The following is a 26896-nucleotide window of genomic DNA, read 5'->3' on the forward strand; positions in this document are numbered from 1 at the left end:
ACTCAACCCACTCGGCAGTCTCTTCCGGATCACGATCAGGCAGCTGGTTAGTCAACCCGCTAAGGATATGGGAGGTATCTTCTCCTGCAGCCACGTCCAACCTCTCTTTGCGCGCATTCATCGGCGCCCTCAGGTCCGGCAGGGTAGCTGCCTGGCATGAACACGACGTGTGCGACATATCGGTTACAACAGCCCGGTCATGTGCGCCGGGCAGGGTTCTATCTCGTCTGTGACTGAACTATGCGTCCAAGGGTCGCCCTGCAGGCATAGCTGTCACCAGCCACTCTAACTGTGACGGCCAGCCGATGCGTAGCCGCGCCTAACGTCCCGGACGTTTTTGCCCGTCATACTGGTTGTGTGACGCACAATATGCCGTGCTGCGGCGGTCGCAGCTTGAAGCCCGCGCCCAAAGGGTGTTGGCTTGGAGTAATCGATATCACTATTCATAGGAGGAACGCGTGAGTGAGGCCGACGCCGCCACTTCGGTAAATGTGGCGGAAAAATTGGGTTTCAAGAGCGGGGATCTGATTCAGGAGTTCGGTTACGACGACGACGTCGACTTCGACTTGCGTGATGACATTGAGGATCTGACCGGTTCAGAACTGCTGGAAGAGGAAGACCATGACGTCGTGGACGCTGTCATCTTCTGGTGGCGGGAAGGCGACGGTGACCTCGTTGACACCCTTGTCGACTCCCTGACGACGCTCACCGAGGGAGGCGTTGTGTGGGTTCTGACTCCCAAATCCGGACGCCCCGGCTACGTTTCCCCCTCCGACATCCAGGACGCCGCACCCACAGCAGGGCTGCACTGCACCACCTCCGCGGGAGTCTCCAAGGACTGGAGCGCCACGCGCCTGGTCACCAGGAAGAACAAGTGACGGCAACGGACACCGTGGACTCCACGGCTGTCTCCGCGGTGCCCCGCGTAGGGCAGCACGCCCCGGACTTCACCTTGGCAAACCAGTACGGCGAACCGGTCCGGCTGTCTGACTTCCGGGGACGCAACGTCGTCGTTGTGTTTTATCCCTTCGCCTTCTCGGGGATCTGCACCGGCGAGCTGTGCGAAATCCGGGACAACCTTTCAGTCTTCGAACACTCAGACGCCGAGGTCCTGGCCATCTCGGTCGACAGCAAGTACGCCCTGCGCGCCTATGCCGAGCAGGAAGGCTACAGCTTCAGCCTCCTGGCGGACTTCTGGCCCCACGGTGCAGTGGCCCGGCAGTACGGGGTTTTTGACAGAAATAGCGGCATGGCCGGCCGTGGGACCTTCATCATCGACGGCGAAGGCACAATACGGTACGTGGTGGTTAATCCCCGCGGCCAGGCGCGAGACCTTGCCGAGTACCGCCGCGTGCTGGCAGGACTGGCACAAGGCTGAACCCGTGGACCAGCGGCGTGCCGGCACCGGCCTGACAGGCTTTGCCAGCCTGCCGCCCGTGCCGGGCACGGCGCCCTCCGAGGCGGAGCTCAGTGTCCTGGCGGACATCCGGGACGTACTGTCCGGGCTGCGACTGGCGCTCCTGACCGGAGCCGGACTCAGCACGGACTCCGGAATACCCGATTATCGCGGGCCTGATTCCCCGCCCCGCTCGCCCATGACCTATCAGGAATTCGTGGGGGACGCACGGAACCGGCAGCGGTATTGGGCGCGGAACCATATCGGCTGGTCACACCTGCGGCGGGCCGACCCGAATGCCGGGCACGCCGCCGTCGTGGTGCTGGAGCGGCGCGGGCTGCTCACCGGACTCATCACCCAGAACGTGGACCGGCTGCACGAGGATGCCGGAAGCGTCAACGTGGTGGACCTGCATGGGCGCTTTGATCAGGTAATTTGCCTCGGCTGTCGCCGCACCTACTCGCGGCAGTTGCTCGCAGGGTTGCTCGAAGAGCTCAACCCAGCGTTCCTTGCTCGCGCAATGGAATCCGGGATGGTGGAGATCGCGCCTGATGCCGATGCCACCGTGGATGATTCCGAGCTCATCGGGAGCTTTGTGGTCGCCCAGTGCCCGGCCTGCGGTGGTGTGCTGAAACCGGACTTTGTCTACTTCGGTGAGAACGTCCCCAAGGAGAGGGTGGAACGCGCCTACTCCATGGTGGACGAGGCGGGCGCTCTGCTCGTCGCAGGCTCCTCGCTCAGTGTCATGAGCGGTCTCCGTTTTGTCCGGCACGCCGCCAAACAGGGCAAGCCGGTGGTGATCATAAACCGGGGCAAAACCCGCGGTGACGATCTAGCCACCATCAAACTGGCGGCCGGCGTAAGTGAAGCGCTGGCATGGCTCGCCGCTGAACTGCCGTCCGTGTCCCCGCCCTGACCAGGATTGGCAATTACCTGCGCTGTTCCGGTAGAGTCTATGTTCGTTGGTTCGCGTGCTTCACAGCGGGAACGAGCGATTGGGTCTTTAGCTCAGCTGGTAGAGCGCCACGTTTACACCGTGGATGTCATCGGTTCGATCCCGGTAGGACCCACAGAGAATGAACCCCGTCGTCCAGGCAACATGCCAGGGCGGCGGGGTTTTTGTTTGGCGCTGCTGACTGTTTGGCGCCGTTGCTTGTTTGGCCCTGAGCGCCGCTGAAGCCGGCTTGACTCCGCGCATAGGTGGGCCTCAAGTGCATTAACGAGGCCGGCGGCAGGGGAGCAACCGCGCCGACGGCAAAAGTGTCAGTGCCCGTTCGTAGTCTTCCCGCATGGAACATGTACTGGTGAAGACTGCAGCAGACGGGCAGCCTGCCGCTGTCATCCGCGGCGGACGCGAATGGATGGTCAGCGCAGAGCCGGTCAGGTGGTTCGAACGCGTCAACTGGTGGGAAGCCGGGCGGCGGATGCCTCTGGGCCGCAGCCGGGTGGATGTGGAGGTCTGGCGCCTTCAGGCGAGGCTGGGCAGGAACGCCGACTCGGCGCTGACCACGATGGAAGTTTTGCGGGACGGGCTGGGTGGCGGCTGGAGGCTGCGGGATGCTGTCCCGGATGCCGCGTAGGTGTAGAGCCCCGGGAGCGGAGCAGCCGCCTGAAAAGTCCGAAGATTGGAAAAGCCCTCCACCGCGACTATTGGGGGATGCCGCGGTGGAAGGCTCGCGTTCGAATATACCGTGAACGCTTGGCAAACATGAAACAAAGAGGCTGTGGAGTGAAGCACATTTCCGCGCCCTGGCCTGATGCGCTTTCCGTTGCCCCTCCGGTACGGCTGTGCGTACCCCGACGCCAGCGGCTTCAGCCATTATGATGGGAAGGGTTCAGCCAAATGAACGCCACCCATTGGATGAAGGGTGAGCATTCTGGTTGCCCATTCAATCCAGCCGCGACGTCTGCGCCCCAATCAAAGGAGAATCATGGCCGATTCCCGCGCCTCCCGCGCTAACGAAGGACTGGGCAGCACGTCGCCGGCCCCCGCCGTCACCAGGGCTGCCGCCGTGATGGAGGCCCTGGCTTCCTCGGCTACAGGACGGCTTACCCTCAGTGACCTCGCCCGGGAGCTGGGCATCCCCAAGTCCTCGACATCCAACCTGCTGCTCGCCCTGGAGGAGGCCCGGCTCATCAGCAGGCAGGGGGCGGAATACACGCTGGGCCGAAAGCTCGTTGAACTTGGTGCTGCCTACCTGAGCAGGCTGGATGAGGTGCAGGAGTTCTACCGCTTCTGCGAACAGGCTCCAACGCTTTCGGGTGAGACGGTCCGGATCGCCATGCTCGATGGCACGAACGTCATCTACCTTGCCCGCTATGAGGGGCACCCGGCCGTCAGGCTCACCTCGAACATCGGTGACAAGATGCCGGTTTCTCTCTGTGCTGTCGGCAAGGTCCTGATCGCCCGGCTGCACGACCATGACATCGACGCCATGTTCCCGGACGACGCCGAACTCCCCGTGCTCACGCCGAAGTCGCTGCGCACCGGCGCTGAACTCAAGGCCGAGCTGAAGGACATCCGCCAACAGGGCTATGCCTTTGAGGACGAGGAGTCCACTACCGGAGTAGTCTGCCTGGCCGTTTCGGTTCCCACCCACGGTGCCCATGGTCCCAGCCTCGGACTGTCTGTCACAGCCCTGAAGGCTACCTACTCCGAGGAGCAGGGCGCTCAGATGGTGAAGGAACTGAAGGAGCTGGCGAGGTCCCTCGGCAATCCCATGGGCTAGGCCGGAGAGCCCTCAATTACCGAGCTCCCTGCACGTAACACTCGGAACCCGTTGGCGAGCCGTTCAACTTACTGTACGCTGTTCAGCATAGTGATCGACGCCATAGGCGTTGCTGCTATCCCACCAAGGCCAACGGGGGCCTGAGTGTTTTTGAGGGAGTGCTTGTGACAACTCGTACTGATACACCGCTGGCTGATGCGGACGGCGCCGTCGTCGAACCGGAACAGCTGCGAAGGGCAACTCTTGCCAGCTCCGTAGGCTCCGCTCTGGAGTACTACGACTTTTACATCTACGGTCTTGCTTCGGCGCTGATCTTTGGACCATTGTTCTTCAAGCCGCTGGGCGAAGAGGGGGCGCTCATCGCCTCGTTCGCCACCTACGGCGTCGGCTTCGCCGCCCGGCCCTTCGGCGGGATCGTCTTTGGCTATATTGGGGACCGTTTCGGCCGGAAGATGGTCCTGATCCTGACTATCGGCCTGATGGGCACTGCCAGCTTCGCCATCGGCCTGCTGCCCACATTCGAACAGGCGGGAATGCTCGGAGCTGTCCTTTTGGTGGTGCTGCGCATCGTCCAGGGCCTGGGTGCGGGAGCTGAGCAGGCCGGCGCAACGACGCTGATCTCCGAAGTCGCTCCGCGCCGCCGTCGTGGTTTCTTTGCTTCCCTTCCCTTCGTGGGGATTCAACTTGGCACCCTCCTCGGGGCGGGCACCTTCGCACTGATTGCCATGGCCGACAAGGCCGTCCTGGAGGGTTGGCTGTGGCGGGTACCGTTCCTCGCGAGCGTCGTCCTGATTGCCGTGGCGGTCTTCATCCGCCTCAAGCTCAAGGAAACTCCGGTGTTCCAGGAGCTCGAGAAGCACAAGAACGTGGTGAAGAACCCGGTGGGCCAGCTCTGGAAGCACTCCAAGAAGAACGTCCTCGTGGGCATCGGCCTGCGCATGGGTGAAAACGGCAACTCCTCCATCTACTCCGCCCTGCTGGTTGCCTTCCTGGCAGCGCCGGCCGGGGTGTTCCCGGGGGACAAGTTCATCGGTCCGGTGGGTCTCCTCATCGCCGCAGGCTTCGCCGCCGTCATGGTTGTCACCTTCGGCGTGCTCTCCGACCGCTTCGGGCGCGTTCCCGTTTACCGGTACGGGGCGCTGTTCCAGGCTGTCATTGCCTTCCCGGCGTTCTACCTCGTCACCCTGGGCAATGTGACCCTGGTGTGGGCGGTCATGGTGGTGGGCATCGCCCTTGGCGTGCAGTCCATGCTGGGCCCGCAGTGCCCCCTGCTGCCTGAACTGTTCGGTTCCCAGTACCGCTTCACGGGCGTCGCCCTGAGCCGCGAGCTTTCGGCGGTGCTTGCCGGCGGTCTGGTGCCGCTGGTCGGTGCTGCGCTGCTGGCGGCGACCGGGTACTCCTGGATCGTACTGGCGGTGTACTCCCTGGTGCTGGCGCTGATATCCTTCGCCGCCACCTTCTTCACCCCTGAAACCAGAGGCCGCGACCTCCTCCTGATCGAGGACGCCGCCTAACCCACAAAGCGCGAACGTACACTTGTGGCCCTAACCGCCCCGGCGGTTGGGGCCAGAAGTGTACGTTCGCGCCAGGGGTGGGGCGCAAAAGGAAAGAGCCGGGCAACCCTGGGGCTGCCCGGCTCTCCGGTGTTCCGCTGCAGGGTGTCCTGCGGCAGGCGGTTTAGTAGAAGTGCACGGTGTCCACGAGGTGGGGGAGTTCGCCGCCGTCGAGGAACGTGCGCAGGTTGCTGCAGAAGCGTTCGGCGATGAGGCGGTTCTCGGCAGCGCTGAGGGCGGAGGTGTGGGGCGAAACCATCACGCGCGGATGGTTCCAGAGCGGGCTGTCCCGGGGGAGCGGCTCAACAGCGAACACGTCCAGGCAGGCGTAGGACACCTGCCCGTTCCCGAGGGCCTCCAGCAGCGCGTCTTCGTCCACCACGGTGCCGCGGCCCACGTTGACGAAGACGGTCCCGGGCTTCATGGCCGAAAAGGTCTCCCGGTTGAAGAGCTTTTCTGTGTACGGCGTGCCGGGCAGCGTGTTCACCACGGCGTCAGCGGAAGCCAGCAGCCCGGCGAGGCCGTCGTTGCCGGCCACCTGCTCGATGCCTTCGATGGGTTCCACATTCCGTTTGGTGCCGCTGACCTTCATGCCCAGCGCCCGTGCGATGCGGGCCGTTTCCAGGCCGATCTCGCCGAGCCCGGTCACCACAAGGGTTGAGCCGTTGACCAGCCGCGTAGGGGTGCGGAGCTCCGGCCACACCTTGGCGGCCTGGTCCTGGGCGAGCTCCGCGGTGCGCTTGAAGCCATTGAGGATTCCCAGGGCCGCGAACTCCGCCAGCGGCAGGGCGTGCACGCCTGCGGAGGTGGTCACCTTGAACTTGCCCAAGGTTTCGGCATCCAGACCGGAGGCCTTGACCGCTCCGCCTGCGCCCGCGGCCATGGCATGAATCCACTGGAGGCGGGGATTGTCACGGGCGATGCGGGCCAGGCCCGCCGGGCTTTCATTGGGAAAGCCGTACAGGACCTCGGCCCTGGCCAACATGTCCCAGTAGCGCTCTTCCTGTTCGGGCGTGCGCTTGAAGTCGGGGTCGCCCGCATGGTCGGCCGGGAAGCGCTCCGGCGGCAACAGCTGCGGGTCGTAGAGGACGGTTATGGATGGGTCAACGGCGCGGATGCGCTCCACCAGCTCTGCTTCGAGCGGGACGGCGATTGCGACGGTAGTAGGAGTCGTCATGTTGTTCATCATACTGAATGATGGCTAGAATACTGAACAGATCGCCGAAATAGAGAACTGTTCGACCACAGTGAAGTGAGGCAGCGCTGCAGATGAATATACAGAACGCAGGCTTTGTGGGCCTGGGCCTGATGGGTGAGCCCATGGCGGCCAACCTCGTCAGGAAGGGCTGGGCCGTCACCGCCTGGAACCGCTCGGCCCCCGCGCTGGACCGCTTTGAGCAGCTCGGCGGAGCACGGGCGAATGATGTTGCAGCCCTCCGCGGGCAACCCGTCATTGTGTTCATGCTGCCCGACCTCGACGCGATCGAAGAAGCGGCGGCCGGGCTCCTGGCCAGCTGGGCCGCTGCTCCTCCCGTTCCCGGCACCGTGCTGGCCGTCATGAGCAGCGTTTCACCCGCCCGCGTCCGGGCGTTCGGGGCCCGGGTCCGGGAAGCCAGTGGCGGGAACGCTGCCGTGGTGGATGCTCCGGTAAGCGGCGGCACCAAGGGCGCCGTCGAAGGGACGCTCGCCATCATGGCCGGGGCAGAGGATGCAGCAGACTTCATCCGTGTGCGCCCGCTGCTGGAGGCGATGGGCACCACGGTCCGGTTGCTTGGCCCGCTGGGCGCTGGATCGCTGGCAAAGGCCTGCAACCAGCTCATTGTGGGAACCACGACGGCGGCGCTCGCCGAGGCGGCCGAACTCGCCGAACGCTCGGGGATGGATGCGGCGGCGCTTTATGAGGTCCTGGCCGGGGGACTGGCCGGCAGCCGGGTGCTGGACATCGTCGGTCCGCGGCTCCTGCAGAAGGACTATGCTCCCACCGGGCCCGCCAAGTTCATGCACAAGGACCTGTGCTTCGTCCTCGAAGCAGCCGAGGCGGCCGGTGCGGCCGTCCCCATGGCGACGGCCGGCGTCGAGCTTTACGCCGAACTGAAGCGGCAGGGGCTCGGCGATCGGGACCTCGCCGTTGTGCGCCAAACAATTTCCAATCTCAGCAGCAGGGCCGCAGCTGATGCGGCCGGAGGGACAACACAGCATGACATCACTCTTTGACCTGACCGGGCGGACCGCCCTCGTCACCGGCTCCAGCAGGGGAATCGGCAACGCCCTGGCCCGGGCTCTGGCGGACGCCGATGCCACCGTGGTGCTCAACGGCCTCAATGCCGAACGGCTCAAGGATGCCGAGGCGGCGATGGCCCCGGACTATGCCCCGGGGCGCGTGCACAGCTGCGCGTTCGATGTCACCAGCGATGCCGAGGCCGCGCGGGGCATTGCATGGGTCGAGGAGAACGTCGGTCCGCTGGAGATCCTGGTGAACAACGCAGGTATCCAGCACCGCGTGCCGATGCTGGAGCTGGACGTGAAGGACTGGGAGCGCGTGCTCTCGACCGATCTGACCAGCGCGTTCCTCGTGGGCCGGGAGGCGGCCCGGTACATGATTCCCCGGGGCAGGGGCAAGATCATCAACATCTGCTCGGTGCAGACGGATCTCGCCCGGCCCACCATCGCCCCGTACATCGCCGCCAAGGGCGGCCTGCGGAACCTGACCCGGGCCATGACGGCGGAGTGGGCCGGTTCGGGCCTGCAGATCAACGGCATCGCGCCGGGTTACATCCATACCGAGATGACGCAGAACCTCGTGGATGACGAGCAGTTCAACTCCTGGATCCTGGGCCGGACGCCGGCTCACCGGTGGGGCACTGTCCAGGACCTGGCCGGCCCTGCAGTCTGGCTGGCATCCAGCGGCTCGGACTTCGTGAACGGCCAGACGATCTTCATCGACGGCGGAATGACGGTGGTGGTCTGATGGTGCCCGTAACAGTCCAGACAGAACTCCCGACTGCCACGTTGGCCGTGGTCGCCCACGCCAAAGGCGACCTGCGGCTGGAGGACGTGCCGCTCGGGTCGCCGGCCCCCGACGAAGCGGTGGTTGAAGTGGCCTATGGCGGCATCTGCGGTTCGGACCTGCACTACTGGCTGCACGGCGCCGCAGGGGAGTCGGTCCTCAAAGCGCCGCTGGTGCTGGGCCACGAGATCGTGGGCTCCGTGGTTCACGCTGCGGCGGACGGCAGCGGACCTCCTCCCGGGACTCCGGTGGCGGTGCACCCGGCCAGCCCGGCGGCCGGCGCCGCACGGTACCCGGAAGCCAGGCCAAACCTGTCGCCTGGCTGCACCTACCTCGGCAGCGCGGCCCGGTTCCCGCACATCGACGGCGCCTTCAGCCGCTATGTGCACCTTCCCGCGCGCATGCTGCGGTCTCTCCCGGTGAACCTCGACCTCCGGACCGGGGCGCTGATCGAACCGGCCAGCGTCGCCTGGCACGCTGTGTCCCGCGCTGGAGACGTCAGGGGCAAAACTGCGCTGGTGATCGGCTGCGGCCCCATCGGAGCCCTCGCGGTTGCGGTCCTGAAACGGGCAGGCGCCGAGCGGATCGTCGCCGTCGACATGCATGCCAAACCGCTGGAAATAGCGGCGGCCTTGGGGGCGGATGAAGTCCTCACCGGCGCTGACGCCGAGGCGATCGCCGCCGTCGAAGCGGATGTTGTCATTGAGTCCTCCGGCAACCACCATGGCCTGGCCTCAGCGATCCAGGGAGCGGTGCGCGGCGGCACGGTCGTCATGGTGGGACTGCTGCCCGCCGGGCCCCAACCGGTGCTGATTTCGCTGGCCATCACCCGCGAACTCGAGCTCCGGGGCTCCTTCCGGTTCAACAACGAGATCGACGAAGTGATCGAGGCCCTGGCCGACGGTTCCCTGCAGATCGCGCCGGTGATCACCCACGAGTTCCCTGTGCAACGTGCACTCGACGCCTTCGGTGTGGCGCGGAATGCCGCAGAATCCGGGAAGGTGCTGCTCGACTTCCGGGCGGGCTAAGTTTCCCCTGGGCTTCCGGCGCGGCGTCGCCGGAAGCATTGTGGGAAGGACTTTCTAGGCCGAGTGCTGGCGCCGCTGCACCGGCACGAAAACCCGCGGCTGTTCCACCCAGACCGGCTCCATTTCGGAGATGGTCCGGCGCATGATCCTGTTCGACGCCTCGCGGGCCTCCGCGGCATTGCCGTCAAAGATGGCTTCGGCCACGTCCAGATGCCACTGCAGTGTGAGGTCCCGGGGCCGGTCGGGCATCAGGCCGTGCACGGTCCGGCCGGTCAGCGTCTCAGCCACCTGCCCCACCAGGTTGGCGAACATCTCGTTGCCGGACCCGCTCAGCAGGAGGGAGTGGAAGTGGATGTCCAGCTCCAGGAAGCGTGGCACGTCACCGGCCTTGCCGGCGTCGCGCATTGCAAGGGCCACGTCGAGCAGCTCCTGCCGGAGCTCGGCGGGGGCATTGACCGCCGCCAGCTCGGCGGCCACGGGTTCGACGGCGGCCCGCAGCTCGGCGAGTGAACGCAGCTGGGCGCCCCGGCCGTCACCGGCAAGCCGCCAGCGGATCACCAGCGGATCGAACGGATTCCAGCGGTGCGGCGGGAGGACCCTGATCCCCACGCGCTTAGTGGTCTCCACGAGTCCCAGCGACTGCAGCACCCGTACCGCTTCCCGGACCACCGACCGGGAGACCTGAAGCTCATCCTCCAGCTGCTCGGCGAGCATGATGTGGCCCGCAGGCAGGTTGCCGCTGACGATCCTGGTGCCCAGGTTCTCGACGGCGCGGTGATGGAGGCTGGTCGACATATGGGTAAGCATAGTGGGGCACGGCGGCTCTCCCGTCAGCAAGCCTGTCCGGCAAGCGTGACCGGCAATCGTGGCTGGCAGGCCCCCACGGGTGGGCGCCCTCGTCTTAGACTCTTTGTGACGGCATTGCCTTCCACGAAGTGGACCCCCGCTTTTCCCGGTGGCCGCGAATATATATGCTTTATTCAGAGTCACCTCCCCAACGCGTGTTCCGCCGGGCGTGCGGGACTCCCACTGCACTTGTTGCACAACAATGAATTGGAGTATTGATGTCTGCTCACATCGGTGTCACCGGCCTTGCGGTCATGGGTGCCAACCTTGCACGCAACCTGGCCCGTAACGGCTTCACCGTTGCACTGCATAACCGCTCGGTCGAAAAGACCGACACGCTGCTGGAGAAGTACGGTTCCGAGGGCGATTTCGTCCGCACCGAATCCCTTGAGGAACTGGTGAACTCCCTCGAGAAGCCGCGCCGCGTCCTCATCATGGTCAAGGCCGGCAAACCGGTTGACTCCGTGATCGAGCAGCTTGAACCCCTGCTGGAGGCAGGGGACATCATTATCGACGCCGGCAACTCCCACTACGAGGACACCCGCCGCCGCGAAGCCGCCCTGGCCAAGAAGGACCTGCACTTCGTGGGCATCGGTGTTTCCGGCGGTGAAGAAGGCGCCCTGAACGGGCCCTCCATCATGCCCGGCGGTTCCAAGGAGTCCTACGACGCCCTCGGCCCGCTGCTGGAAAAGATCGCCGCGAACGTCGACGGCCAGCCCTGCTGCGCCTGGATCGGCACCGACGGCGCCGGCCACTTCGTCAAGATGGTCCACAACGGCATCGAATACGCCGACATGCAGGTTATCGGCGAAGCCTTCGACCTGCTGCGCTCCGGTGCAGGTATCGAACCGGCCGAGCAGTCCAAGATCTTTGCGGAGTGGAACAAGGGCGAGCTTGCCTCCTTCCTGATCGAAATCTCCGCCGAGGTCCTCGGCCACGTGGACAGCCGCACGGGCAAGCCCTTCGTGGACGTCGTCGTTGACGCCGCAGGTCAGAAGGGAACCGGCCGCTGGACGGTCATCTCCGCCCTTGAGCTGGGATCCCCGACGTCGGGCATCGCCGAATCAGTCTTCGCCCGCGCCCTGTCCTCGCAGGCCGACCAGCGCAAGCTGGGCCAGGAGCTCCTCGCCGGTGAAGAAGCCAACGCCGACATCCCCGAGACGTTTGTCGAGGACGTCCGCCAGGCGCTCTACGCGTCCAAGCTCGTCTCCTACGCCCAGGGCCTGGACATGCTGACCTCGGCAGCCACGGAATACGGCTGGGACCTGAAGCTCGACGAGATCGCCTCCCTGTGGCGCGGCGGCTGCATCATCCGCGCAGAGCTGCTGAAGGAAATCACCAAGGCCTACGCTGCCGAGGAAAAGCCGGCCAACCTGCTGTTCGCACCGGCCTTCACCAAGGCCATCGCCGAGGTCCTGCCGGCTTGGCGCCGCGTGGTGTCCACCGCTGTCCAGCTGGGCATCCCGGTGCCGGTGTTCTCCTCCTCGCTCGCCTACTACGACGGCCTGCGCCGCAAGCGGCTGCCGGCTGCCCTCATCCAGGGCCAGCGGGACCTCTTCGGGGCGCACACCTACGGCCGGATCGACGCCGAGGGAACCTTCCACACGCTGTGGGGCGAGGACAAGTCCGAAATCGAAGCTGTGGACACCCACTAGCCACACCCGGGTCTGACGCAGAAACGGCCCGCCTTTCCCGTAAGTTCGGGGAAGGCGGGCCGCTTCGTGTTTGGGTAGATGTTTCGGGCGAGGCCGGTACTCAGCCGTTAAAAGCCGTACGGTGCAGGGTTTCCCTGCGCCGTACGGCAGATGCTCAGATCCGGTATTCGATGTAGTACTCGGCGGGATCCACGGCCGGCGTGGTTTCCCGCTGGGCGTCGCGGTGGCGCCAGGTTGCCGGGACCCCGGTAACGATGGATTCCGGCGGGGCGTCCTTGACGACGACGGCGTTCGCCCCCACTGCGCTGTCCCGTCCGATGGTGATGGGGCCGAGGACCTTGGCGCCGGCACCGATGGTGACGCGGTCGCCGATGGTGGGGTGCCGCTTGACCTTCGCGAGGGACCGGCCGCCGAGCGTGACGCCGTGGTAGATCATCACGTCCTCACCGATTTCGGCCGTCTCTCCGATGACCACGCCCATGCCGTGGTCAATGAAGAAACGCCGGCCGATGGTCGCGCCCGGGTGGATCTCGATGCCGGTCAGGAACCGCGCCAGCTGTGAAATCAGGCGTGCGGGAAAGCGCAGGGACGGGTTTTGCCAGAGCCTGTGCGTCAGCCGGTGTGCCCAGATGGCGTGAAGCCCGGAATAGGCGAAAAAGTTCTCGAAAGAACCTCGAGCCGCCGGGTCATGGGACCGGGCGGCGTCGAGGTCTTCCTTAAGTCTTGCGAAGAAGGCCACAAATCTCTTTCTACAGGAAACGGGGCCGGGCAGGCTAAGGTCTAGCCCCGGATGTCGTCATAGAGGACGGTGGAGATGTAACGCTCACCGAAGTCACAAACGACTGCCACGATCAGTTTCCCGGCGTTCTCCGGGCGCTTTGCCAGTTCCAGCGCACCCCAAACGATGGCTCCGGAGGAGATGCCGCCGAGGATGCCTTCCTTGACGCCCAGCTCGCGGGCCACGGCCACGGAGTCTTCCAGCGTGGCGTCCAGGACCTCGTCGTAGACGTTGGTGTCCAGCAGCTCCGGAATGAAGTTGGCGCCGAGGCCCTGGATCTTGTGTGGGCCGGGGGCGCCGCCGTTGAGGATGGCAGAGTCCTTGGGCTCAACCGCCACGATCTGCACGTCCGGCTTGCGCTCCTTCAGGACCTGGCCGACGCCCGTGATGGTGCCGCCGGTGCCGATGCCGGAGACGAAAATGTCCACCTTGCCCTCGGTGTCCTCCCAGACTTCCTCTGCCGTGGTCTTGCGGTGGATTTCCGGGTTGGCCTCGTTGGCGAACTGCTGGGCCCAGATAGAGTTCTCGGTGCTGGCCACAATTTCCTTGGCCTTCTCCACTGCGCCGCGCATGCCCTCGGAGCCCGGGGTCAGCACGATCTCGGCGCCGAAGGCGCGCAGCATGACGCGGCGTTCGGTGGACATGGTTTCCGGCATGGTCAGGATCACCTTGTAGCCGCGCGCAGCACCCACCATGGCCAGAGCGATACCGGTGTTGCCGGAGGTGCCTTCGACGATGGTTCCGCCGGGCTTGAGGGCGCCGGACTTTTCCGCTGCGTCGATGATGGCGACGCCGATGCGGTCCTTGACGCTGTTGGCCGGGTTGTAGAACTCGAGCTTGACGGCAACCTGGGCCTCCAGGCCCTCGGTCAGGCGGTTGAGCCTGACGAGCGGGGTGCCGCCTACCAGCTGCGTTACATCGTCGTAGATCCGTGCCATGTACTTACGCCTATCTCTCAGGAGGGAATACTTTGGTCAGCCTAACGAGGGCGTCAGCACGTAGCTAAGCATTAAGCCATGCAGAGTAATATTTCCGGGCCTTGGCCAGTTTCGGGTTGATGATCACCTGGCAGTAGCCCTGCTCAGGGAACTTTGCGTAGTAGTTCTGGTGGATCTGTTCGGCGGGATAAAACACGGGAAGCCGGCTGACTTCTGTGACTATCGGATGCGACCAGAGCGCCTGGTTCCGTTCAATCGCTTCCTCGAAGAGAATCTTTTCCTCCGTGGTCTCGTAGAACATGGACGAACGGTACTGCGTTCCGACGTCGTACCCCTGGCGGTTGAGCGTGGTGGGGTCGTGCAGGGCGAAGAACATGTCCAGGATGACGTCAGGCGGAATGACGTCTTCGTCGAAGCTCACCGCGACGACTTCGGCGTGGCCGGTGGTTCCGGAGCAGACGGAGTAGTAGTCCGGGTGGCGTTCGTGGCCGCCGGTGTAACCCGAAACCACAGAGGTTACGCCTCTGGTCTTCTGATAGACGGCGTCCAGGCACCAGAAGCAGCCTCCGCCAAGCACAAAAGTTTTCATGTCCTCTTCAATGGTTGAGGGCCGCGGATGATTCCCCGGCTACGTTACGTCCCGGACACCGAAGGGGGCCAGCGGCGCCTATAGGGTAAAAATATGAGTATGGAACCTGTGAACAGCGGCGTTGCAGAAGAGCCAGCGGAGTCCGCGGACTTTCCCGAGGCCGGAGAGGCGCCGACCCTCGGGCAGCTCATGCTCGCCGTCGAAGAGCTCTGGCCGGAGTCACTGGCGGAGGAGTGGGATGAGGTGGGCCTTGTTGCCGGCCACCCGTCGGCGCCGGTCAGCCGGGTCATGTTTGCCGTTGATCCTACGCTTGAGGTCATCGACGAGGCGATCGAGTGGGGAGCCGGACTGCTCATCACACACCACCCGCTGCTGCTCAGAGGCGTGACCTCTGTCGCCGCCAACACGCCGAAGGGCAAGGCGGTCCACCGTCTCATCGAATCCGGTACCGCACTCCTGACGGTGCACACGAACGGTGATTCCGCCGTCGGAGGCGTTTCCGACGTCCTGGCCGATGCCCTGGGGCTCCAAAACGTCGCTCCTTTGACTCCTGCCGCCAACGGGCTTCCGGAGGAGGGCATCGGCCGGGTCGGTGACCTCGCCGAGGCAATGACCCTGGGCGACTTCGCCGCCCGCGTGTACGGGATCCTGCCCTCCGTCGCCGGCGGAGTGAGGGTTTCGGGCGACAGGGATGGACTGGTCCGCCGGATTGCTGTCTGCGGAGGCGCCGGTGATTCCCTGTTTGATGAAGTGCGGGCCAGCAACGCCGATCTCTATGTCACCGCCGACCTAAGGCACCATCCGGCGTCCGAGGCACGCGAGGCCGCCGTCAACGGCCGTCCCTACCTCATCGATGTCTCTCACTTTGCGAGTGAATGGCTGTGGCTTCCGGCTGCTGCGGACGCGCTGGGCAATGTCCTCACCGACCAGGGGCTGGATGTCGAGATCCGTGTCAGCAGCACCAACAGCGATCCGTGGGACTTCATTCTCACTCCCGGCGGGGACTAGAGTTCATAAAGCCCCTGCAGGGGTGCCCGGCGCAGGCCGGATGGGATCAAGCGGAGGTAATCGTGGCCAAGGCAGCACCGGCGGAACAGTTTAAGTTGCTCGAACTCCAGGGGCTGGACGCCAAGCTCAGGTCCCTCGCCAACCGCCGCCGCAGCCTGGAAGCAGATCCCCGGATCACCGATCTGGAGGCCGCCCTCTCCGTGGCGAACGGTGAGTTGGGGGCCGCCAAGCTCGCCGTCCACGACGCCGAAGCGGAGCTGAAGCGCGCCGAGGCGGACGTCGAGCAGGTGGCGGGGCGCATTGAGCGCGACGAAGCCAGGCTGAACAGCGGAACCGGCCTGTCCAAGGACCTGGTGGCGCTGCAGAAAGACATCGCATCACTCAATAAGCGGCGGTCCGACCTCGAGGACGTGGAGCTCGAAGTGCTGGAGCGGCTGGACTCCCTGCGCGAGCGCCAGGCGGCACAGCAGAAAATCGTCGATGACATCCAGGGTTCATTCGCCGGGATCCGCGCGGAACTGGACGAGCAGCTGGCAGAGATTACCGCTGAGGAGACCGTTGTGCGCGGCCGCAGGGCGGAGTTTGCCGCAGGGCTGGATGACAGTTTGGTGGCGGTCTACGAAAAGACTCTCGCCCGCCGCGGAGTGGGCGCCGCCAGGCTTTTCCACGGGACTTCCGAGGGCTCGGGCATGCAGCTGAGCCCGGGCGACCTGGCAGAGATCAAGGCCGCCGCCGAAGACGACATCGTCTTCTGCCCCGACTCCGGATGCATCCTGGTGCGCTCCGCAGAGTGGGTCTGACCCGCCGGTTTAGCCCGGCAGGATGACGTTCAGGGCGTGCGCCTTGCGCGCCGTGCCGGGGACAAGTTCGGCGTTCCACTTCTCGCGGGCGGCCTTGTGCAGCTGCGCGGGCGTTTCCGGTGCCTTTCCGCGCCGGGTCAGCAGGTGCCGTGCCAGTTCACCGCGGGTGTGCTTCGCGAAGTGGCTGACCACCTTGCGCACGCCGTGCACCTCGGTGAACACGTTCACCGCCACCGTCGACGCCGGCGGGGGAGTCCACGCCGCGGCATAGGTGCTGGAGCGGCAGTCCACCAGCAGCTGCCCGGCCGTGGCGGCGGCGAGGGCGTCCGTCAGCTGCGGCTTCCAGAAGGAGGCAAGGCGTCCGACGTCGGGCAGAGACGCGGACATCGACAGCCGGTATGCGGGCACGGAGTCCCCGAAACGGATGGCGCCCCAGAGGGCGGATATCACCAGGACCGATTCATCCGCCTTGCGCCGCTGCGGCGCCGTCATGGACTTGTAGCCGAGGGCGTCGTACAGCACGCCGGAATACACCTGATGCGCCGGCGCCGCCGGTTCGGCGTGCAGCCGGGTGTTGCGTTCGACGTCGGACTGCAGTGACGCTCCCACGCCCAGCAGTGCGAGGGCGTCCTCGTGCGCGCTCACCGATCCGAGTGCGTCGAGGACCTTGGCGCGGCAGGGGTTCAGGTCCGGAAAGCTCAGGGAGGTCCAGTCCATGGCGTTGCCACGGGTCGCAGGAGTCTTGCCTTCAGACGGGGGAAGCAGGATCAGCACCGTACGATCTTACCGGTGCCCCGCAGGCCGGACCTGTTTCAGGGGTCAGCCCAGGTTGCGGCCCAGGAAGGACAGCACTTCGGGCAGGACGGAGCGCCAGTAGACGGAGTCGTGCCCGCCGGGCTGGAACCCGCCTTCCACCCGGCCGGGGAGTGCGCTGACGTAGTCCCGGACCGTTGCCGCAAGTTCGTCGTCCGTGCCGCAGTCGATGCGTTTGGGAATGGCCGCCAGCCGGGGCCGGAGTGCGAAAACGTCGTTCACGGCGAAATCCGCGGGGCTGTCGAAGGCGCTTTCCATCCGTGCGTCATAGTCGGCCCAGACGGCCGGGCTCATCGCGGCGACGGCCCTAATGCCGGGGAGCCGGGCCTGCGAGGCCAGCAGCAGGGCGCCGAAGCCGCCCATGGACAGACCGAAGAGCCCGATCCGCCCCAGATCGAAGCCCTCGCCGCCGAGGAAAGGAATGAATTCCCGTACCAGCATCGACTGCGTGTCGCTGCCGTCCCTGCGCGCGTGCCACCAGGTGTCGCCCCCGTCCACGGCCGCAATTGCGAAGGGAGTTCCGCCTCCGTCCATGTGTCCCTGCAGCACCTCGTGAGCGGCAAGGCCCTCGAGGAGGAAGCCGTGGCTGCTGCCAAGGCCGTGCAGGAACACTGCCAGGGGCACGAGCGGCAGCTGCGCCCCGTCCCGCTGATGGGGGGCTGCCAGGGACCAGTGGGTGGTGACGCCGGGCCGGTAGGCGGAATCGAACTGTCCGGTACGGACCACGACCCTGGGCGGGCCGCCCGGTCCGGGAGCCGCCGTCGGACGCGTATAACCGGGAAGGGGAACGGGAGCCGGAAACGGAGGGAACGGCGTGCAGGCCGTGGCCGCGGACATGCCGGCGGCGGCCCCCGCCAGCTGAAGCAGACGGCGCCGGGTCAATGCGGACTCGTCCATCCCCTGATGATAGGCCTGTGCCCTGACGATAGGCCCCGGGCCGCCAGCCTCTGCGCTGCCCGTAGAATGGACAGCGGATGGGTTGATCAGGCGGCCGCGCGTCACGCAAGTGGCTCGAGGAACGTCCGGGCTCCGCAGAGCAGGGTGGTGGGTAACGCCCACTCGGGGTAACCCGCAGGCCAGTGCCACAGAAAACAGACCGCCTGCCTCGCGCCGATTTGAAAGCGGCACGATGCAGGTAAGGGTGAAACGGTGGTGTAAGAGACCACCAGCTTCCCGGGTGACCGGGAAGGCTAGGTAAACCCCACCCGGAGCAAGGCCAGACAGGGCACGTTTGAGGGCTGCTCGCCCGAGTGCCCGGGTAGGCCGCTGGAGGGCGCCGGCAACGGCGTTCGTAGATGGATGGCCGCTACTCCCGCCCCGGCAACGGTGCGGGAACACAGAACCCGGCGTATCGGTCAACCCATCCACTCACCCCGCTCCGGACCGGTGTGAGTGATTTCACGGCACCCGTGGCCATCCGGACGCGCTGCGAGCCCTAGAATAGACCCTGAACGTAGAAGTTCTTCCGCCGGGATCTGCGTTCGCAGCCGGCGGTTTTTCTTTGCCGCGTCAATCAGGCACCCGGGGAGGACCGAAACCCTGCCGGTGCCAGTGCCCCTGGAGAACTTCGGGTGGCCGACTTCCGGTTACGAGGACGTAGCCGGTTGAACCAAGGAAGGTAGTTCTGTGAGCCAGACGTCAGATTCTTGTCTTGATACGTGGATGGGCCGGGAGGCACTCGCCGAGGCCATGATCCCCGTGATCGGCCGGCTGTACCGGGAAAACAACGTGGTTACCTCGATCCACGGCCGCAGCCTGATCAACAAGTCCACCATGAACATCCTCAAGGCGCACCGCTTCGCGCGCCGGATGAGCAAGGATGAGCTGCTCCTGGAGGAGACGGCCCCGCTGCTGAACACCCTGGCCACCCTGGACCTGGGTGCCGCTGCGATCGACATCGCGCGCCTGAACCAGAAGTACAAGTCCGACGGCGGCGACCTCACTCTCGAGGAATTCCTCCGCGCCGAACTGGCTGAGATTGTCGGCAAGCGCGGGGCAGACGACCGCACCAGCACCGACGTCGTGCTGTACGGTTTTGGCCGCATCGGCCGCCTGCTCGCTCGCCTCCTCATCGAAAAGGCCGGCGGCGGGCACGGCCTGCGCCTGCGCGCCATCGTAGTGCGCCGCGGCTCTGACAACGACCTGGCCAAGCGTGCCAGCCTCCTGCGCCGCGACTCCGTCCACGGCTCCTTCGAAGGCACCATCAAGGTGGACACCGAGGCCAACACCATCACGGCCAACGGCGTCCGGATCCAGGTAATCTACTCGGACAACCCCGCCACCATCGACTACACCGCCTACGGCATCAACGATGCCCTCGTGGTCGACAACACCGGCCGCTGGCGCGACGCCGAAGGCCTTGGCCAGCACCTGCTGAGCAAGGGCGTGGCCAAGGTCCTCCTGACGGCGCCGGGCAAGGGCGACCTGAAGAACATCGTCCACGGCATCAACCACCGCGACATCACCGACTCGGACAAGATCGTGACGGCGGCCTCCTGCACCACGAACGCGATCACTCCGGTGCTGAAGGCCCTCAACGACAAGTACGGTGTGATCCACGGCCACGTGGAGACCGTCCACTCGTTCACGAACGACCAGAACCTGATCGACAACTTCCACAAGGGCGACCGCCGCGGACGTTCCGCCGCCCTGAACATGGTGATCACCGAAACCGGCGCCGCCAAGGCCGTGGCCAAGGCACTGCCGGAACTCCAGGGCAAGCTCACCGGCAGCTCCATCCGCGTGCCCACCCCGGACGTGTCCCTGGCTGTCCTGAACCTGAACCTGGAACGCGGCACCACCAAGGACGAGGTCAACGACTTCCTGCGCGAGATGTCGCTGCACTCGGACCTGCGCAAGCAGATCGACTACATCGATTCCCCTGAAGTGGTCTCCACCGACTTCGTGGGCTCGCGCCGTGCCGGCATTGTTGACGGCCTGGCCACCATCGCCAACGACAAGAACCTGGTTGTTTACGTCTGGTACGACAACGAGTTCGGCTACAGCTGCCAGGTAGTCCGCGTCATGGAGGAAATGGCTGGGGTCAACCCGCCGACCTTCCCGGCCAAGGACTCCGTGAAGGACGCCGCTCCGGTACTGGCTGCCGCAGCCTCCGTCTAACAGCGGCGTTTCCGCTGGTCCGCCGCGTACCAGCGGAAACATGGCTCCCTAAATTCCCGGCTGGTTCTCTGGAATCAGCCGGGAAAGGGGGCCAAACTTGTCCCATGGAACAAGACCGGACACTCCAGCACGAGACAACACTGGAACACGCCCTCGATGTGGCGCGGGCTAACCAAAAAGAGGCACAGCGCCTGCTCGACGAGGCAAAAACAGCACATGCCGCCGGCGAGATCGGTCAAGAGCGGGTCTCCCAGCTGGAGCGCCTTCTCGAACTGGCCAATGAAGATCTGCGGCGGGTCATGAGAGAGCAGTAACACTGCTCCTGCACAGGGCACCTGTCCTCAACATTGTGGGTATCGTCCCGGATGTCGGAGGCCTGCCCTAGGCTTCGAGGGTGCAACCTCCACATGCCCTTGAGAGCTGGCCCGGATGACCGTCAGCTGGAGCGGTTACCGGCGGGCCCGCAGACGATCGCGTCAGGCGTGGGCCCTGCTGGCCATTACCGGCGTTTTTCTTGTTGCCGGCATCATCTGGTTCTTCACGGCCGGCCAGTTCCTCGCCGTCGAACCGCAGATATCAGGTCCCAGCGCGGCGCCGGTCCTCAACCCCGCCTGGATGAAACCTGTGGAGCCGCCCAGGGCGGTGCCCTCCGGCAGTGCCGCCGCGGCGCTGGAGTCCCTGCCCGTTAAGGGGCGGGCGCCCAAAAACGACTACGACAGGTCAGCCTTCGGCCAGGCCTGGTTCGACGCTGACCGCAACGGGTGCGACACCCGTAACGACATTCTGCGCCGTGACCTCAACGACGTTGTTTTCTCCAAAGGCTCGCGGTGCAAAGTCGCGTCGGGGACGTTCCACGAACCCTACACCGGCGCGCGCCTCACGTTCACGCGCGGCGCCGACTCCAGCAAGGCGGTCCAGATTGACCATGTGGTGGCGCTGGGGGACGCGTGGCAGAAGGGCGCCGGGCAGCTGACACTCCAGGAACGTCAAAGCCTGGCCAACGATCCGATCAACCTCATCGCCGCCGACGGGCCGGCAAACCAGGAAAAGAGCGCTTCGGACGCGGCCAGCTGGCTGCCCGGCAACAAAGCACTCCGCTGCCACTACGTAGCCCGGCAGATCTCCGTCAAAGCCGCGTACAGGCTCTGGGTGACGCAGGCCGAAAAGGATGCCATGGACCGTGTCCTTGACACCTGTCCAAGCCAGCAGACCATCATCGCCCGGTAGGGCATTGATCCAAGTAAGCCGCGGCTCCCGCCCGTGCAGCTTCTTAGAGCCGGGGGAGGGCCACCGGGTATCAGTGACCGAAAGGGTCCGGATCTACGCCCGGCATCCAGGTCAGACCGGGAACACCCCAGCCGCTCTTCTTGGCCTGCTTCATGGCCTTGCGTGCATAGCGGTCGATGAGCCGGTTGACGTACAGTTTCCCGTCGAGGTGGTCGTATTCGTGCTGCATCACCCGCGCGAACCATCCGGTGGCCTCGAACTCCACCGGTTCCCCGTACCCGTCGAACCCCTTGACCCGCGCCCATTCGGCCCGCTTCAGGGGGTACTGGCCGCCGGGGAAGGAGAGGCAGCCCTCAACTTCCTCGTCCGGATCCGGCAGGGCCCCGGAAACCTTGGACAGGGTGAGGACGGGGTTGACCAGCACGCCGCTCGGTGGGGCGCCATCCTCGTTTTCGTATTTGTAGACGAAAATCCGCTTGCCCACTCCGATTTGAGGCGCTGCCAGGCCGACGCCGTTTGCCTTGTCGTTGGTTTCGAACATGTCGGCGATCAGCTGGCGGAGCTCGTCGTCGAAGACTTCGACTTCGGCGGCCCGGCGGTGCAGAACTGGCTCGCCCCAGATGGTGATCGGCAGAACAGTCATGGCGGAGGGTTCCTTTGGTACTTCGCCGGACGCAGACCGGCGTGGTGTGGAAACAAACAAAGGCTGCACCGGATATCCGGTGCAGCCTTTGTGATGGGACGGCATCACATGCCATCCTTCGTGAGGGTGAGCGACGGGGGTTGAACCCGCGACCTCCTGGACCACAACCAGGCGCTCTGCCAACTGAGCTACGCCCACCATGTGCCTGACAGTCCCTGCGGTTTTCACCGCCGGCTGCAAAGGCAACGTCAAATAGTTTACCTGCTGTTTGGGGGTGCTTTTGCCACTTTTGCCTGTTTTGGCAAAAATTCCTCCAAACGTGGTGCAGATTACGTCTCAGGCGCCCTAGGAAGCCGGTTCCGCTTCGGCCGGCAGCGCTCCGCCGGAAGCCTCCTGCTTTCCTGCGGCGCCCTGCGTCAGTTGGTCGATGACTGCGGGCTGGCCGGCGATCCGCCGGGAAATCTCCTGGGCGGTGGCACTGTCAGGGCCCGGAGCGGGAACGAAGACCGCCTCCCGGTAGTAGCGGAGCTCATCGATGGAGTCCTTGATGTCGCCCAATGCGCGGTGCCCGCCGAGTTTGGCCGGTGCCTGGAAGTAGGCGCGGGCGAACCAGCGCCGGGCCAGTTCCTTGATGGTGCTTACGTCGATGACCCTGTAGTGCAGGTGCTCCACGACGGCGGGCATGTCCCGGGCCAGGAAGACCCGGTCCGTGCCGACCGAGTTCCCGGCCAGCGGTGCCTTGCGCACATCCGGAACCCACTTCCGGATGTAAGCCATGACTGCTTCCTCGGCCTCGGCGAGCGTCTTGCCGGCCGGAAGCTCGTTCAGGAGACCGGAGCGGGTGTGCATGTCCCGGACGAAGTCATTCATCTGGGCCAGGGCCGCGTCGTCGGGCTTGATGACAACGTCCACCCCGTCCCCGAGGATGTTCAGTTCGGAATCCGTCACCAGGGCGGCGACTTCGATCAGGGCGTCGTTGACACTGTCGAGACCGGTCATTTCGCAGTCGATCCAGACGATGCGTTCGTTAGATATAGGCACCCGTTCAGCCTACCGTTTCGTGGTCGGGGAGCGGTCCGGTGCTAAGATTTCCGGGTACGTGGCGCCGCCTGGAGCGGCCGCCGCACTCCATTCTGGCCGGGCATATCCGGCAGCAGATAGAGGCTGCACGCCCACAAGAGATTGGACAAGCCTGAGATGACGGCGCCTGTGCCCGAGACGGAGGAGAGGGCCACCGGCACTTCCACGGACCCGGACCTGGCGGAAGTGGACAATCCCTGGTCTCCCCTCCTTTCCGGTTTCGTTGGTTCGCTTTTCCTTGTGATCGGTTCGCTCGGCGTCGGCTGGCTCGCCCCGGCATCCGAGCTGCGGCGGCTGCCGCTGTTCATCTGGATGCGCACCGAGGCCGTTGGGGTTGCCCTTTCCATCGTGCTCATCGCAGTCGGCGGCATGCTGCTGGTGCGGGCGTGGCTGCGGCTCGGGCAGCGCGTCCGCGTCTGGGGCCCGGCTGCCCGCAAGGCCACCCTCCAGGCAGTAGCTGCCTGGGGCCTGCCCATGATGTTCACGGTTCCGCTCTTCAGCCGCGATGTGTATGCCTACATCGGGCAGGGCCGTCTGATGGTGGAGGGATTCAACCCCTACGAGAACGGCATCTCGGCGCTCTCCAACTACTTCCAGCTCGGCGCGGACAAGATGTGGACCGAGGCGCCCGTGCCTTACGGGCAGCTCTTTCTGTGGATCGAACAGCTCGTTGTCTGGTCCACGAACGTCCACCCCGAGGCGAGCATCATGCTCTTCCGGCTGGCCGCCCTGGTGGGCGTGGTCCTCTGCATCATCTACGTGCCCAAGCTCGCGGAGCTTCACGGCGTCAACCCGCACCGGGCGCTGTGGCTCACCGCCGCCAACCCGCTCTTCCTGACGAACTTCATCGCGAGTGTCCACAACGACGCACTCATGATCGGACTCGCCCTCGCCGGGCTCTACTACAGCGCCACGCGCCGCGTGCTCCTGGGAATAGTGCTCGTTACCCTGTCCATCTCCGTCAAGCCCATCACCGTGGTGTTCCTGCCGTTTATCGGGCTGCTGTGGGCCGGCAAGGATGCGGGGTGGATGCGAAAGTTCGTTTTCTGGGGCATGACCGCCGGACTTAGCTTTGCCCTGCTGTACGCCATGAGCCTGGTGAACGGCTTTGGCTTCGGCTGGATCAACGGGCTCTCGGCTCCCGGCAGCGTCTGGATCTGGTACGCGCCGGTGGGGCTGCTCGGGCTGGTGGTTGCCTCCATCGCCAATGCCTTCAGCCTGGACGGCTGGGGCCTGGCCAAATGGGTTTATGACGCCGGCAAGCTGCTCGCCGTCGGGATCGTGGCGTGGCAGATCTTCAAGGGTGACCACGACCGGATCATGCGCCGGCTGACGCTGGCTTTTGCCGCCGTCGTGGTGCTCGCTCCGATGATCCAGTCCTGGTACGTCGTGTGGCTGATCCCGCTGTTTGCGGTGACCGGCATCCGGGACGACTGGCAGGTCAAGGCGCTCTACTTCATCGTGTCCTTCTTCATGGTGTACGCCATTTCCGACCAGCTGGAGGTGTTCCCCTACCTCCAGTCCGAGGACCTCGGGCTCGCCCTTGCACTGGCTCGGAACGCGGCCGCCATCATCGCCCTGCTGTTCGCCCTATACCTGATCTTTCTGGATCCCAGGACCAAGATGCTGTTCAGCAAGTCAGACCAGCCGGTCACCACCCGTCCCGTCATCTGACCGGAGGTTCTTGAGGGCTTCCCTGCGGGACAGCGGGCTGAGGGACCGGTCGTGGTGCTTGACGAAATCCCTCACCCAGTCAGGATCCGTCTTGGCGTATTCCCGCAGGGACCAGCCAATGGCCTTCCTGATGAAAAACTCCTTGTCGCCCATGTTCGTTTCGATGACCCGCGCGAGCAGGGCTGTGTCGGTGCTGGACTTCGCCGCCAATTGGGCAGTGATAGACGCCCGCCTGAACCAGAAGTCCTCGTGGCTGCTCCACGTGAGCAGCACAGGCGTGAGTTCCTGCCGGTGCTCCTGAAGCAAGGCGCAGATGCGGTGGGCCACCCCGTCCACCAGGTCCCAGGACGCGCCGGTGCGGATGATCTCCTCATAGAGCGGCAGCATCCGGAGGTCCCCGGCCGCCATCCGCAGCCCGGTGAGGTCGATGGCCGCATAGCGTTCTTCGCGGAACTCGGCCCCGCGCCAGAGGTCGAGCACCGTGGCCCGCAGTTCGGCGGCGGAACCAAAAGGATGATTCGCCGCAGCGGTCCTGGCGATCCGGCGCACCTCAGGCACGCGCACGCCCAGGGAAGGCATGGACGACTTCAGGTAGGCCTGCGCCGCTGCGCCCCGGACAGGGTCCCGCAAAGAACGGAGGGACGCGCGGATCGCGGCCAGGACCTCCTCATTCGCCATGCAGCCAACATAGCCGCCGGAACCGATGGCCGCGCCGGACGCACCGCTCCGGGCGTTCGTGCCGTTCCCGGGAGTCTTCTGCGCCAGCGTGAATGACGCGGTTGTCCACGGCATCCCCGGCGGGTACCGGCTGCAGGACGGGGCTTCCCCAGCGGGCTACGCCGCAGCCTCCGTCACGGCCTCGGTGCTGCGGCGAAGCATGACCTTGCCCGTGACCGGAACTGAACTGCCGCCGTCGGACTGCCGGTTTTCGCCCGTACCGCCAGCCTGGGACGGCACCGCCAGCCGACCCATCTCCTCCAGCGGGAGCCAAACGGTGGACAGGGCAGGCCGGAAGTCGCGCAGAGTTTCGATGTCGTCGAATCCCGCGATGGAAGCATCCCTGGGAATCCGCAGGCCGTTCGAACGGACTGCTGCCGCGGCACCGATCGCCATCACGTCATTGACGGCGAAGATGCAGAGCCGCCGGGCTCCGGAGCCTGCAGCACGGCCGGAGGAGATGCGGCCGGCAAGCTCAAGTCCTGCCTCGTAGCCGCCGGAGCGGTTGAACCCCGCGCGGAGGACTTCCGCCTGCGGCAGCCCGGCTTCCTCCAGGCCGCGCTGAAAGCCCCGCACCCGGTCATCCGACGTGAGCAGCCCCTCCGGGCCGCCGATAATCACAAAGTCGCCCGAGTGGGACCGGGCAAGGTTGCGGGCCAGGTCCGCGGCAAGGTCCCCGTTGGGTACGCGGACCACGTGGTATCCCTCGGGCTCTGAAGCGCCGACGATGGGGTGCCCTACGACGCCCACGCGGCCGCCGTTGCGGCAATACCGGTCAAGCTCGGCGGCAAGCCCCGCATTGCCTTCCTGGTCCTGGACCCGGGTGGAGCGGGAACCCGCGATGACGATCGAGTCGGTCCGGCGCGCTGCGAAGGCCGAGACGGCGGCACGCTCTTCTTCCGGCGTCCCGCCGGTGGTGGCCAGCAGGAGCATCTTGTGCTGCTCCCGCGCAGCCGCCTGGACGCCCCGGGCGATGGCCGAAAAGTAGGGGTCAGCAATATCGTGGACGATCAGCCCGATCAGGCCGGAGCTCGATTTCGCCAAGCCCTGGGCCTGGGCGTTCGGGATGTAGCCCAGCGATTCAGCGGCCTTTCTGACGCGCTCAGCAATGTCCGGGCCGGGGGTCCGGGCGGAGCCGTTGAGGACGCGGGATGCGGTAGCGGGGGATACCCCAGCCAGCCGGGCCACTTCGGTCAGCGTGCTTGCAGCCACTAATTTCTCCTGTTCAACGGCCCCAGATGCGGCAACTTCGCCGATGTAGACATTATTGCAGTTCAAACGATGAGGGGAAAGCG

General features: G+C 65.4%; 27 protein-coding genes, 2 tRNA genes and 1 other RNA gene. 18 read left to right on the forward strand and 12 right to left on the reverse strand.

Annotated elements, in window-relative coordinates:
• Positions 1-458 precede the first annotated feature (458 nt).
• The 7 genes from ACIP9X_RS11600 to ACIP9X_RS11630 all read left to right on the forward strand — a co-directional run bounded on the left by ACIP9X_RS11600 (position 459) and on the right by ACIP9X_RS11630 (position 5639).
• On the forward strand, positions 459-878 hold the full coding sequence (locus ACIP9X_RS11600) for a DUF3052 domain-containing protein (RefSeq protein ID WP_400479900.1): 420 nt from the start codon (positions 459-461) through the stop codon (positions 876-878).
• The gene (locus tag ACIP9X_RS11605; RefSeq protein ID WP_400479901.1) at positions 875-1378 is read left to right on the forward strand and encodes a peroxiredoxin; all 504 of its coding nucleotides are present in this window, start codon (positions 875-877) and stop codon (positions 1376-1378) included. The genes ACIP9X_RS11600 and ACIP9X_RS11605 overlap by 4 nt, the downstream gene beginning before the upstream one ends.
• A 4-nt stretch (positions 1379-1382) precedes the next feature.
• Positions 1383-2312 (forward strand): NAD-dependent protein deacetylase, encoded by a 930-nt coding sequence (locus ACIP9X_RS11610; RefSeq protein ID WP_400480147.1) that lies wholly within the window; start codon positions 1383-1385, stop codon positions 2310-2312.
• Positions 2313-2393: 81 nt separating this feature from the next.
• Positions 2394-2466: transfer RNA gene (locus ACIP9X_RS11615), tRNA-Val, on the forward strand.
• 219 nt (positions 2467-2685) lie between these two features.
• Positions 2686-2976, forward strand: coding sequence for a hypothetical protein (locus ACIP9X_RS11620; protein WP_400479902.1), 291 nt, complete (start codon positions 2686-2688; stop codon positions 2974-2976).
• A gap of 351 nt (positions 2977-3327) precedes the next feature.
• Positions 3328-4125 (forward strand): IclR family transcriptional regulator, encoded by a 798-nt coding sequence (locus ACIP9X_RS11625; RefSeq protein WP_400479903.1) that lies wholly within the window; start codon positions 3328-3330, stop codon positions 4123-4125.
• A 164-nt stretch (positions 4126-4289) separates the two neighbouring features.
• Positions 4290-5639: an MFS transporter gene (locus ACIP9X_RS11630; RefSeq protein WP_400479904.1), complete on the forward strand. Its 1350-nt coding sequence runs from the start codon at positions 4290-4292 to the stop codon at positions 5637-5639.
• 163 nt (positions 5640-5802) lie between these two features.
• Here the strand turns inward: ACIP9X_RS11630 and ACIP9X_RS11635 are convergent, their stop codons facing one another.
• On the reverse strand, positions 5803-6867 hold the full coding sequence (locus ACIP9X_RS11635; RefSeq protein ID WP_400479905.1) for a D-2-hydroxyacid dehydrogenase: 1065 nt from the start codon (positions 6865-6867) through the stop codon (positions 5803-5805).
• Between the two features lie 80 nt (positions 6868-6947).
• Here ACIP9X_RS11635 and ACIP9X_RS11640 point away from each other — a divergent pair, with 80 nt between their 5' ends.
• The 3 genes from ACIP9X_RS11640 to ACIP9X_RS11650 are packed head-to-tail and all read left to right on the forward strand — an operon-like array spanning position 6948 to position 9713.
• Entirely contained in the window at positions 6948-7892 is a 945-nt protein-coding gene (locus tag ACIP9X_RS11640) for an NAD(P)-dependent oxidoreductase (RefSeq protein WP_400479906.1), read from the forward strand.
• Positions 7876-8646 (forward strand): SDR family oxidoreductase, encoded by a 771-nt coding sequence (locus tag ACIP9X_RS11645; protein ID WP_400479907.1) that lies wholly within the window; start codon positions 7876-7878, stop codon positions 8644-8646. Before ACIP9X_RS11640 ends, ACIP9X_RS11645 begins: the two co-directional genes overlap by 17 nt.
• Positions 8646-9713, forward strand: coding sequence for an L-idonate 5-dehydrogenase (locus ACIP9X_RS11650; RefSeq protein ID WP_400479908.1), 1068 nt, complete (start codon positions 8646-8648; stop codon positions 9711-9713). Before ACIP9X_RS11645 ends, ACIP9X_RS11650 begins: the two co-directional genes overlap by 1 nt.
• 54 nt (positions 9714-9767) lie before the next feature.
• Here ACIP9X_RS11650 and ACIP9X_RS11655 read toward each other — a convergent pair whose 3' ends face one another.
• Complete coding sequence (locus tag ACIP9X_RS11655; RefSeq protein WP_400479909.1) at positions 9768-10508, reverse strand: FadR/GntR family transcriptional regulator; 741 nt, start codon at positions 10506-10508, stop codon at positions 9768-9770.
• 269 nt (positions 10509-10777) lie between these two features.
• Between ACIP9X_RS11655 and gndA the strand changes: the two genes are divergently transcribed.
• On the forward strand, positions 10778-12214 hold the full coding sequence (gene gndA / locus ACIP9X_RS11660) for an NADP-dependent phosphogluconate dehydrogenase (protein ID WP_400479910.1): 1437 nt from the start codon (positions 10778-10780) through the stop codon (positions 12212-12214).
• A 154-nt stretch (positions 12215-12368) separates the two neighbouring features.
• Here gndA and epsC read toward each other — a convergent pair whose 3' ends face one another.
• The 3 genes from epsC to msrA all read right to left on the reverse strand — a co-directional run bounded on the left by epsC (position 12369) and on the right by msrA (position 14519).
• Positions 12369-12953, reverse strand: coding sequence for a serine O-acetyltransferase EpsC (gene epsC, locus ACIP9X_RS11665; protein ID WP_400479911.1), 585 nt, complete (start codon positions 12951-12953; stop codon positions 12369-12371).
• A 41-nt stretch (positions 12954-12994) separates the two neighbouring features.
• Positions 12995-13930, reverse strand: a complete 936-nt coding sequence (cysK, locus tag ACIP9X_RS11670; protein WP_400479912.1) for a cysteine synthase A — start codon at positions 13928-13930, stop codon at positions 12995-12997.
• A 64-nt stretch (positions 13931-13994) separates the two neighbouring features.
• Positions 13995-14519, reverse strand: coding sequence for a peptide-methionine (S)-S-oxide reductase MsrA (msrA, locus tag ACIP9X_RS11675; RefSeq protein ID WP_400479913.1), 525 nt, complete (start codon positions 14517-14519; stop codon positions 13995-13997).
• Between the two features lie 99 nt (positions 14520-14618).
• On the opposite strand from msrA, the gene ACIP9X_RS11680 reads away from it, so the two are divergent.
• Both ACIP9X_RS11680 and ACIP9X_RS11685 read left to right on the forward strand, forming a co-directional pair.
• The gene (locus ACIP9X_RS11680; protein WP_400480148.1) at positions 14619-15527 is read left to right on the forward strand and encodes a Nif3-like dinuclear metal center hexameric protein; all 909 of its coding nucleotides are present in this window, start codon (positions 14619-14621) and stop codon (positions 15525-15527) included.
• A gap of 62 nt (positions 15528-15589) precedes the next feature.
• On the forward strand, positions 15590-16327 hold the full coding sequence (locus ACIP9X_RS11685) for a zinc ribbon domain-containing protein (protein WP_400479914.1): 738 nt from the start codon (positions 15590-15592) through the stop codon (positions 16325-16327).
• A 9-nt stretch (positions 16328-16336) separates the two neighbouring features.
• Here the strand turns inward: ACIP9X_RS11685 and ACIP9X_RS11690 are convergent, their stop codons facing one another.
• Positions 16337-17101 (reverse strand): YaaA family protein, encoded by a 765-nt coding sequence (locus ACIP9X_RS11690; protein ID WP_400479915.1) that lies wholly within the window; start codon positions 17099-17101, stop codon positions 16337-16339.
• A 45-nt stretch (positions 17102-17146) separates the two neighbouring features.
• Entirely contained in the window at positions 17147-18037 is an 891-nt protein-coding gene (locus ACIP9X_RS11695; RefSeq protein ID WP_400479916.1) for an alpha/beta hydrolase, read from the reverse strand.
• Between the two features lie 78 nt (positions 18038-18115).
• Here ACIP9X_RS11695 and rnpB point away from each other — a divergent pair.
• The 4 genes from rnpB (at position 18116) to ACIP9X_RS11715 (ending at position 21487) form a co-directional block, all read left to right on the forward strand.
• Positions 18116-18507, forward strand: an RNA gene (rnpB, locus tag ACIP9X_RS11700) — RNase P RNA component class A.
• Between the two features lie 259 nt (positions 18508-18766).
• Positions 18767-20260, forward strand: a complete 1494-nt coding sequence (locus ACIP9X_RS11705) for a glyceraldehyde-3-phosphate dehydrogenase (protein ID WP_400479917.1) — start codon at positions 18767-18769, stop codon at positions 20258-20260.
• A gap of 104 nt (positions 20261-20364) precedes the next feature.
• Positions 20365-20574 (forward strand): hypothetical protein, encoded by a 210-nt coding sequence (locus ACIP9X_RS11710; RefSeq protein WP_400479918.1) that lies wholly within the window; start codon positions 20365-20367, stop codon positions 20572-20574.
• Between the two features lie 115 nt (positions 20575-20689).
• Positions 20690-21487 (forward strand): HNH endonuclease family protein, encoded by a 798-nt coding sequence (locus ACIP9X_RS11715; protein ID WP_400479919.1) that lies wholly within the window; start codon positions 20690-20692, stop codon positions 21485-21487.
• Between the two features lie 70 nt (positions 21488-21557).
• On the opposite strand, the gene def is transcribed toward ACIP9X_RS11715, so the two are convergent.
• The 3 genes from def to orn form a co-directional block, all read right to left on the reverse strand.
• On the reverse strand, positions 21558-22130 hold the full coding sequence (gene def / locus ACIP9X_RS11720) for a peptide deformylase (protein WP_400479920.1): 573 nt from the start codon (positions 22128-22130) through the stop codon (positions 21558-21560).
• 125 nt (positions 22131-22255) lie between these two features.
• Positions 22256-22328: transfer RNA gene (locus ACIP9X_RS11725), tRNA-His, on the reverse strand.
• A 147-nt stretch (positions 22329-22475) separates the two neighbouring features.
• Positions 22476-23129, reverse strand: a complete 654-nt coding sequence (gene orn / locus ACIP9X_RS11730; RefSeq protein ID WP_400480149.1) for an oligoribonuclease — start codon at positions 23127-23129, stop codon at positions 22476-22478.
• 198 nt (positions 23130-23327) lie between these two features.
• On the opposite strand from orn, the gene mptB reads away from it, so the two are divergent.
• Positions 23328-24884, forward strand: coding sequence for a polyprenol phosphomannose-dependent alpha 1,6 mannosyltransferase MptB (gene mptB / locus ACIP9X_RS11735; RefSeq protein ID WP_400479921.1), 1557 nt, complete (start codon positions 23328-23330; stop codon positions 24882-24884).
• Here the strand turns inward: mptB and ACIP9X_RS11740 are convergent.
• Positions 24849-25562, reverse strand: coding sequence for a DNA alkylation repair protein (locus tag ACIP9X_RS11740; protein WP_400480150.1), 714 nt, complete (start codon positions 25560-25562; stop codon positions 24849-24851). The two genes, mptB and ACIP9X_RS11740, sit on opposite strands and share 36 nt — an antisense overlap.
• 156 nt (positions 25563-25718) lie before the next feature.
• Positions 25719-26813, reverse strand: a complete 1095-nt coding sequence (locus ACIP9X_RS11745; protein ID WP_400479922.1) for a LacI family DNA-binding transcriptional regulator — start codon at positions 26811-26813, stop codon at positions 25719-25721.
• Between the last annotated feature and the right edge of the window lie 83 nt (positions 26814-26896).

This window comes from Arthrobacter sp. NPDC093125, from assembly GCF_044754225.1.
Lineage (GTDB): Bacteria > Actinomycetota > Actinomycetes > Actinomycetales > Micrococcaceae > Arthrobacter.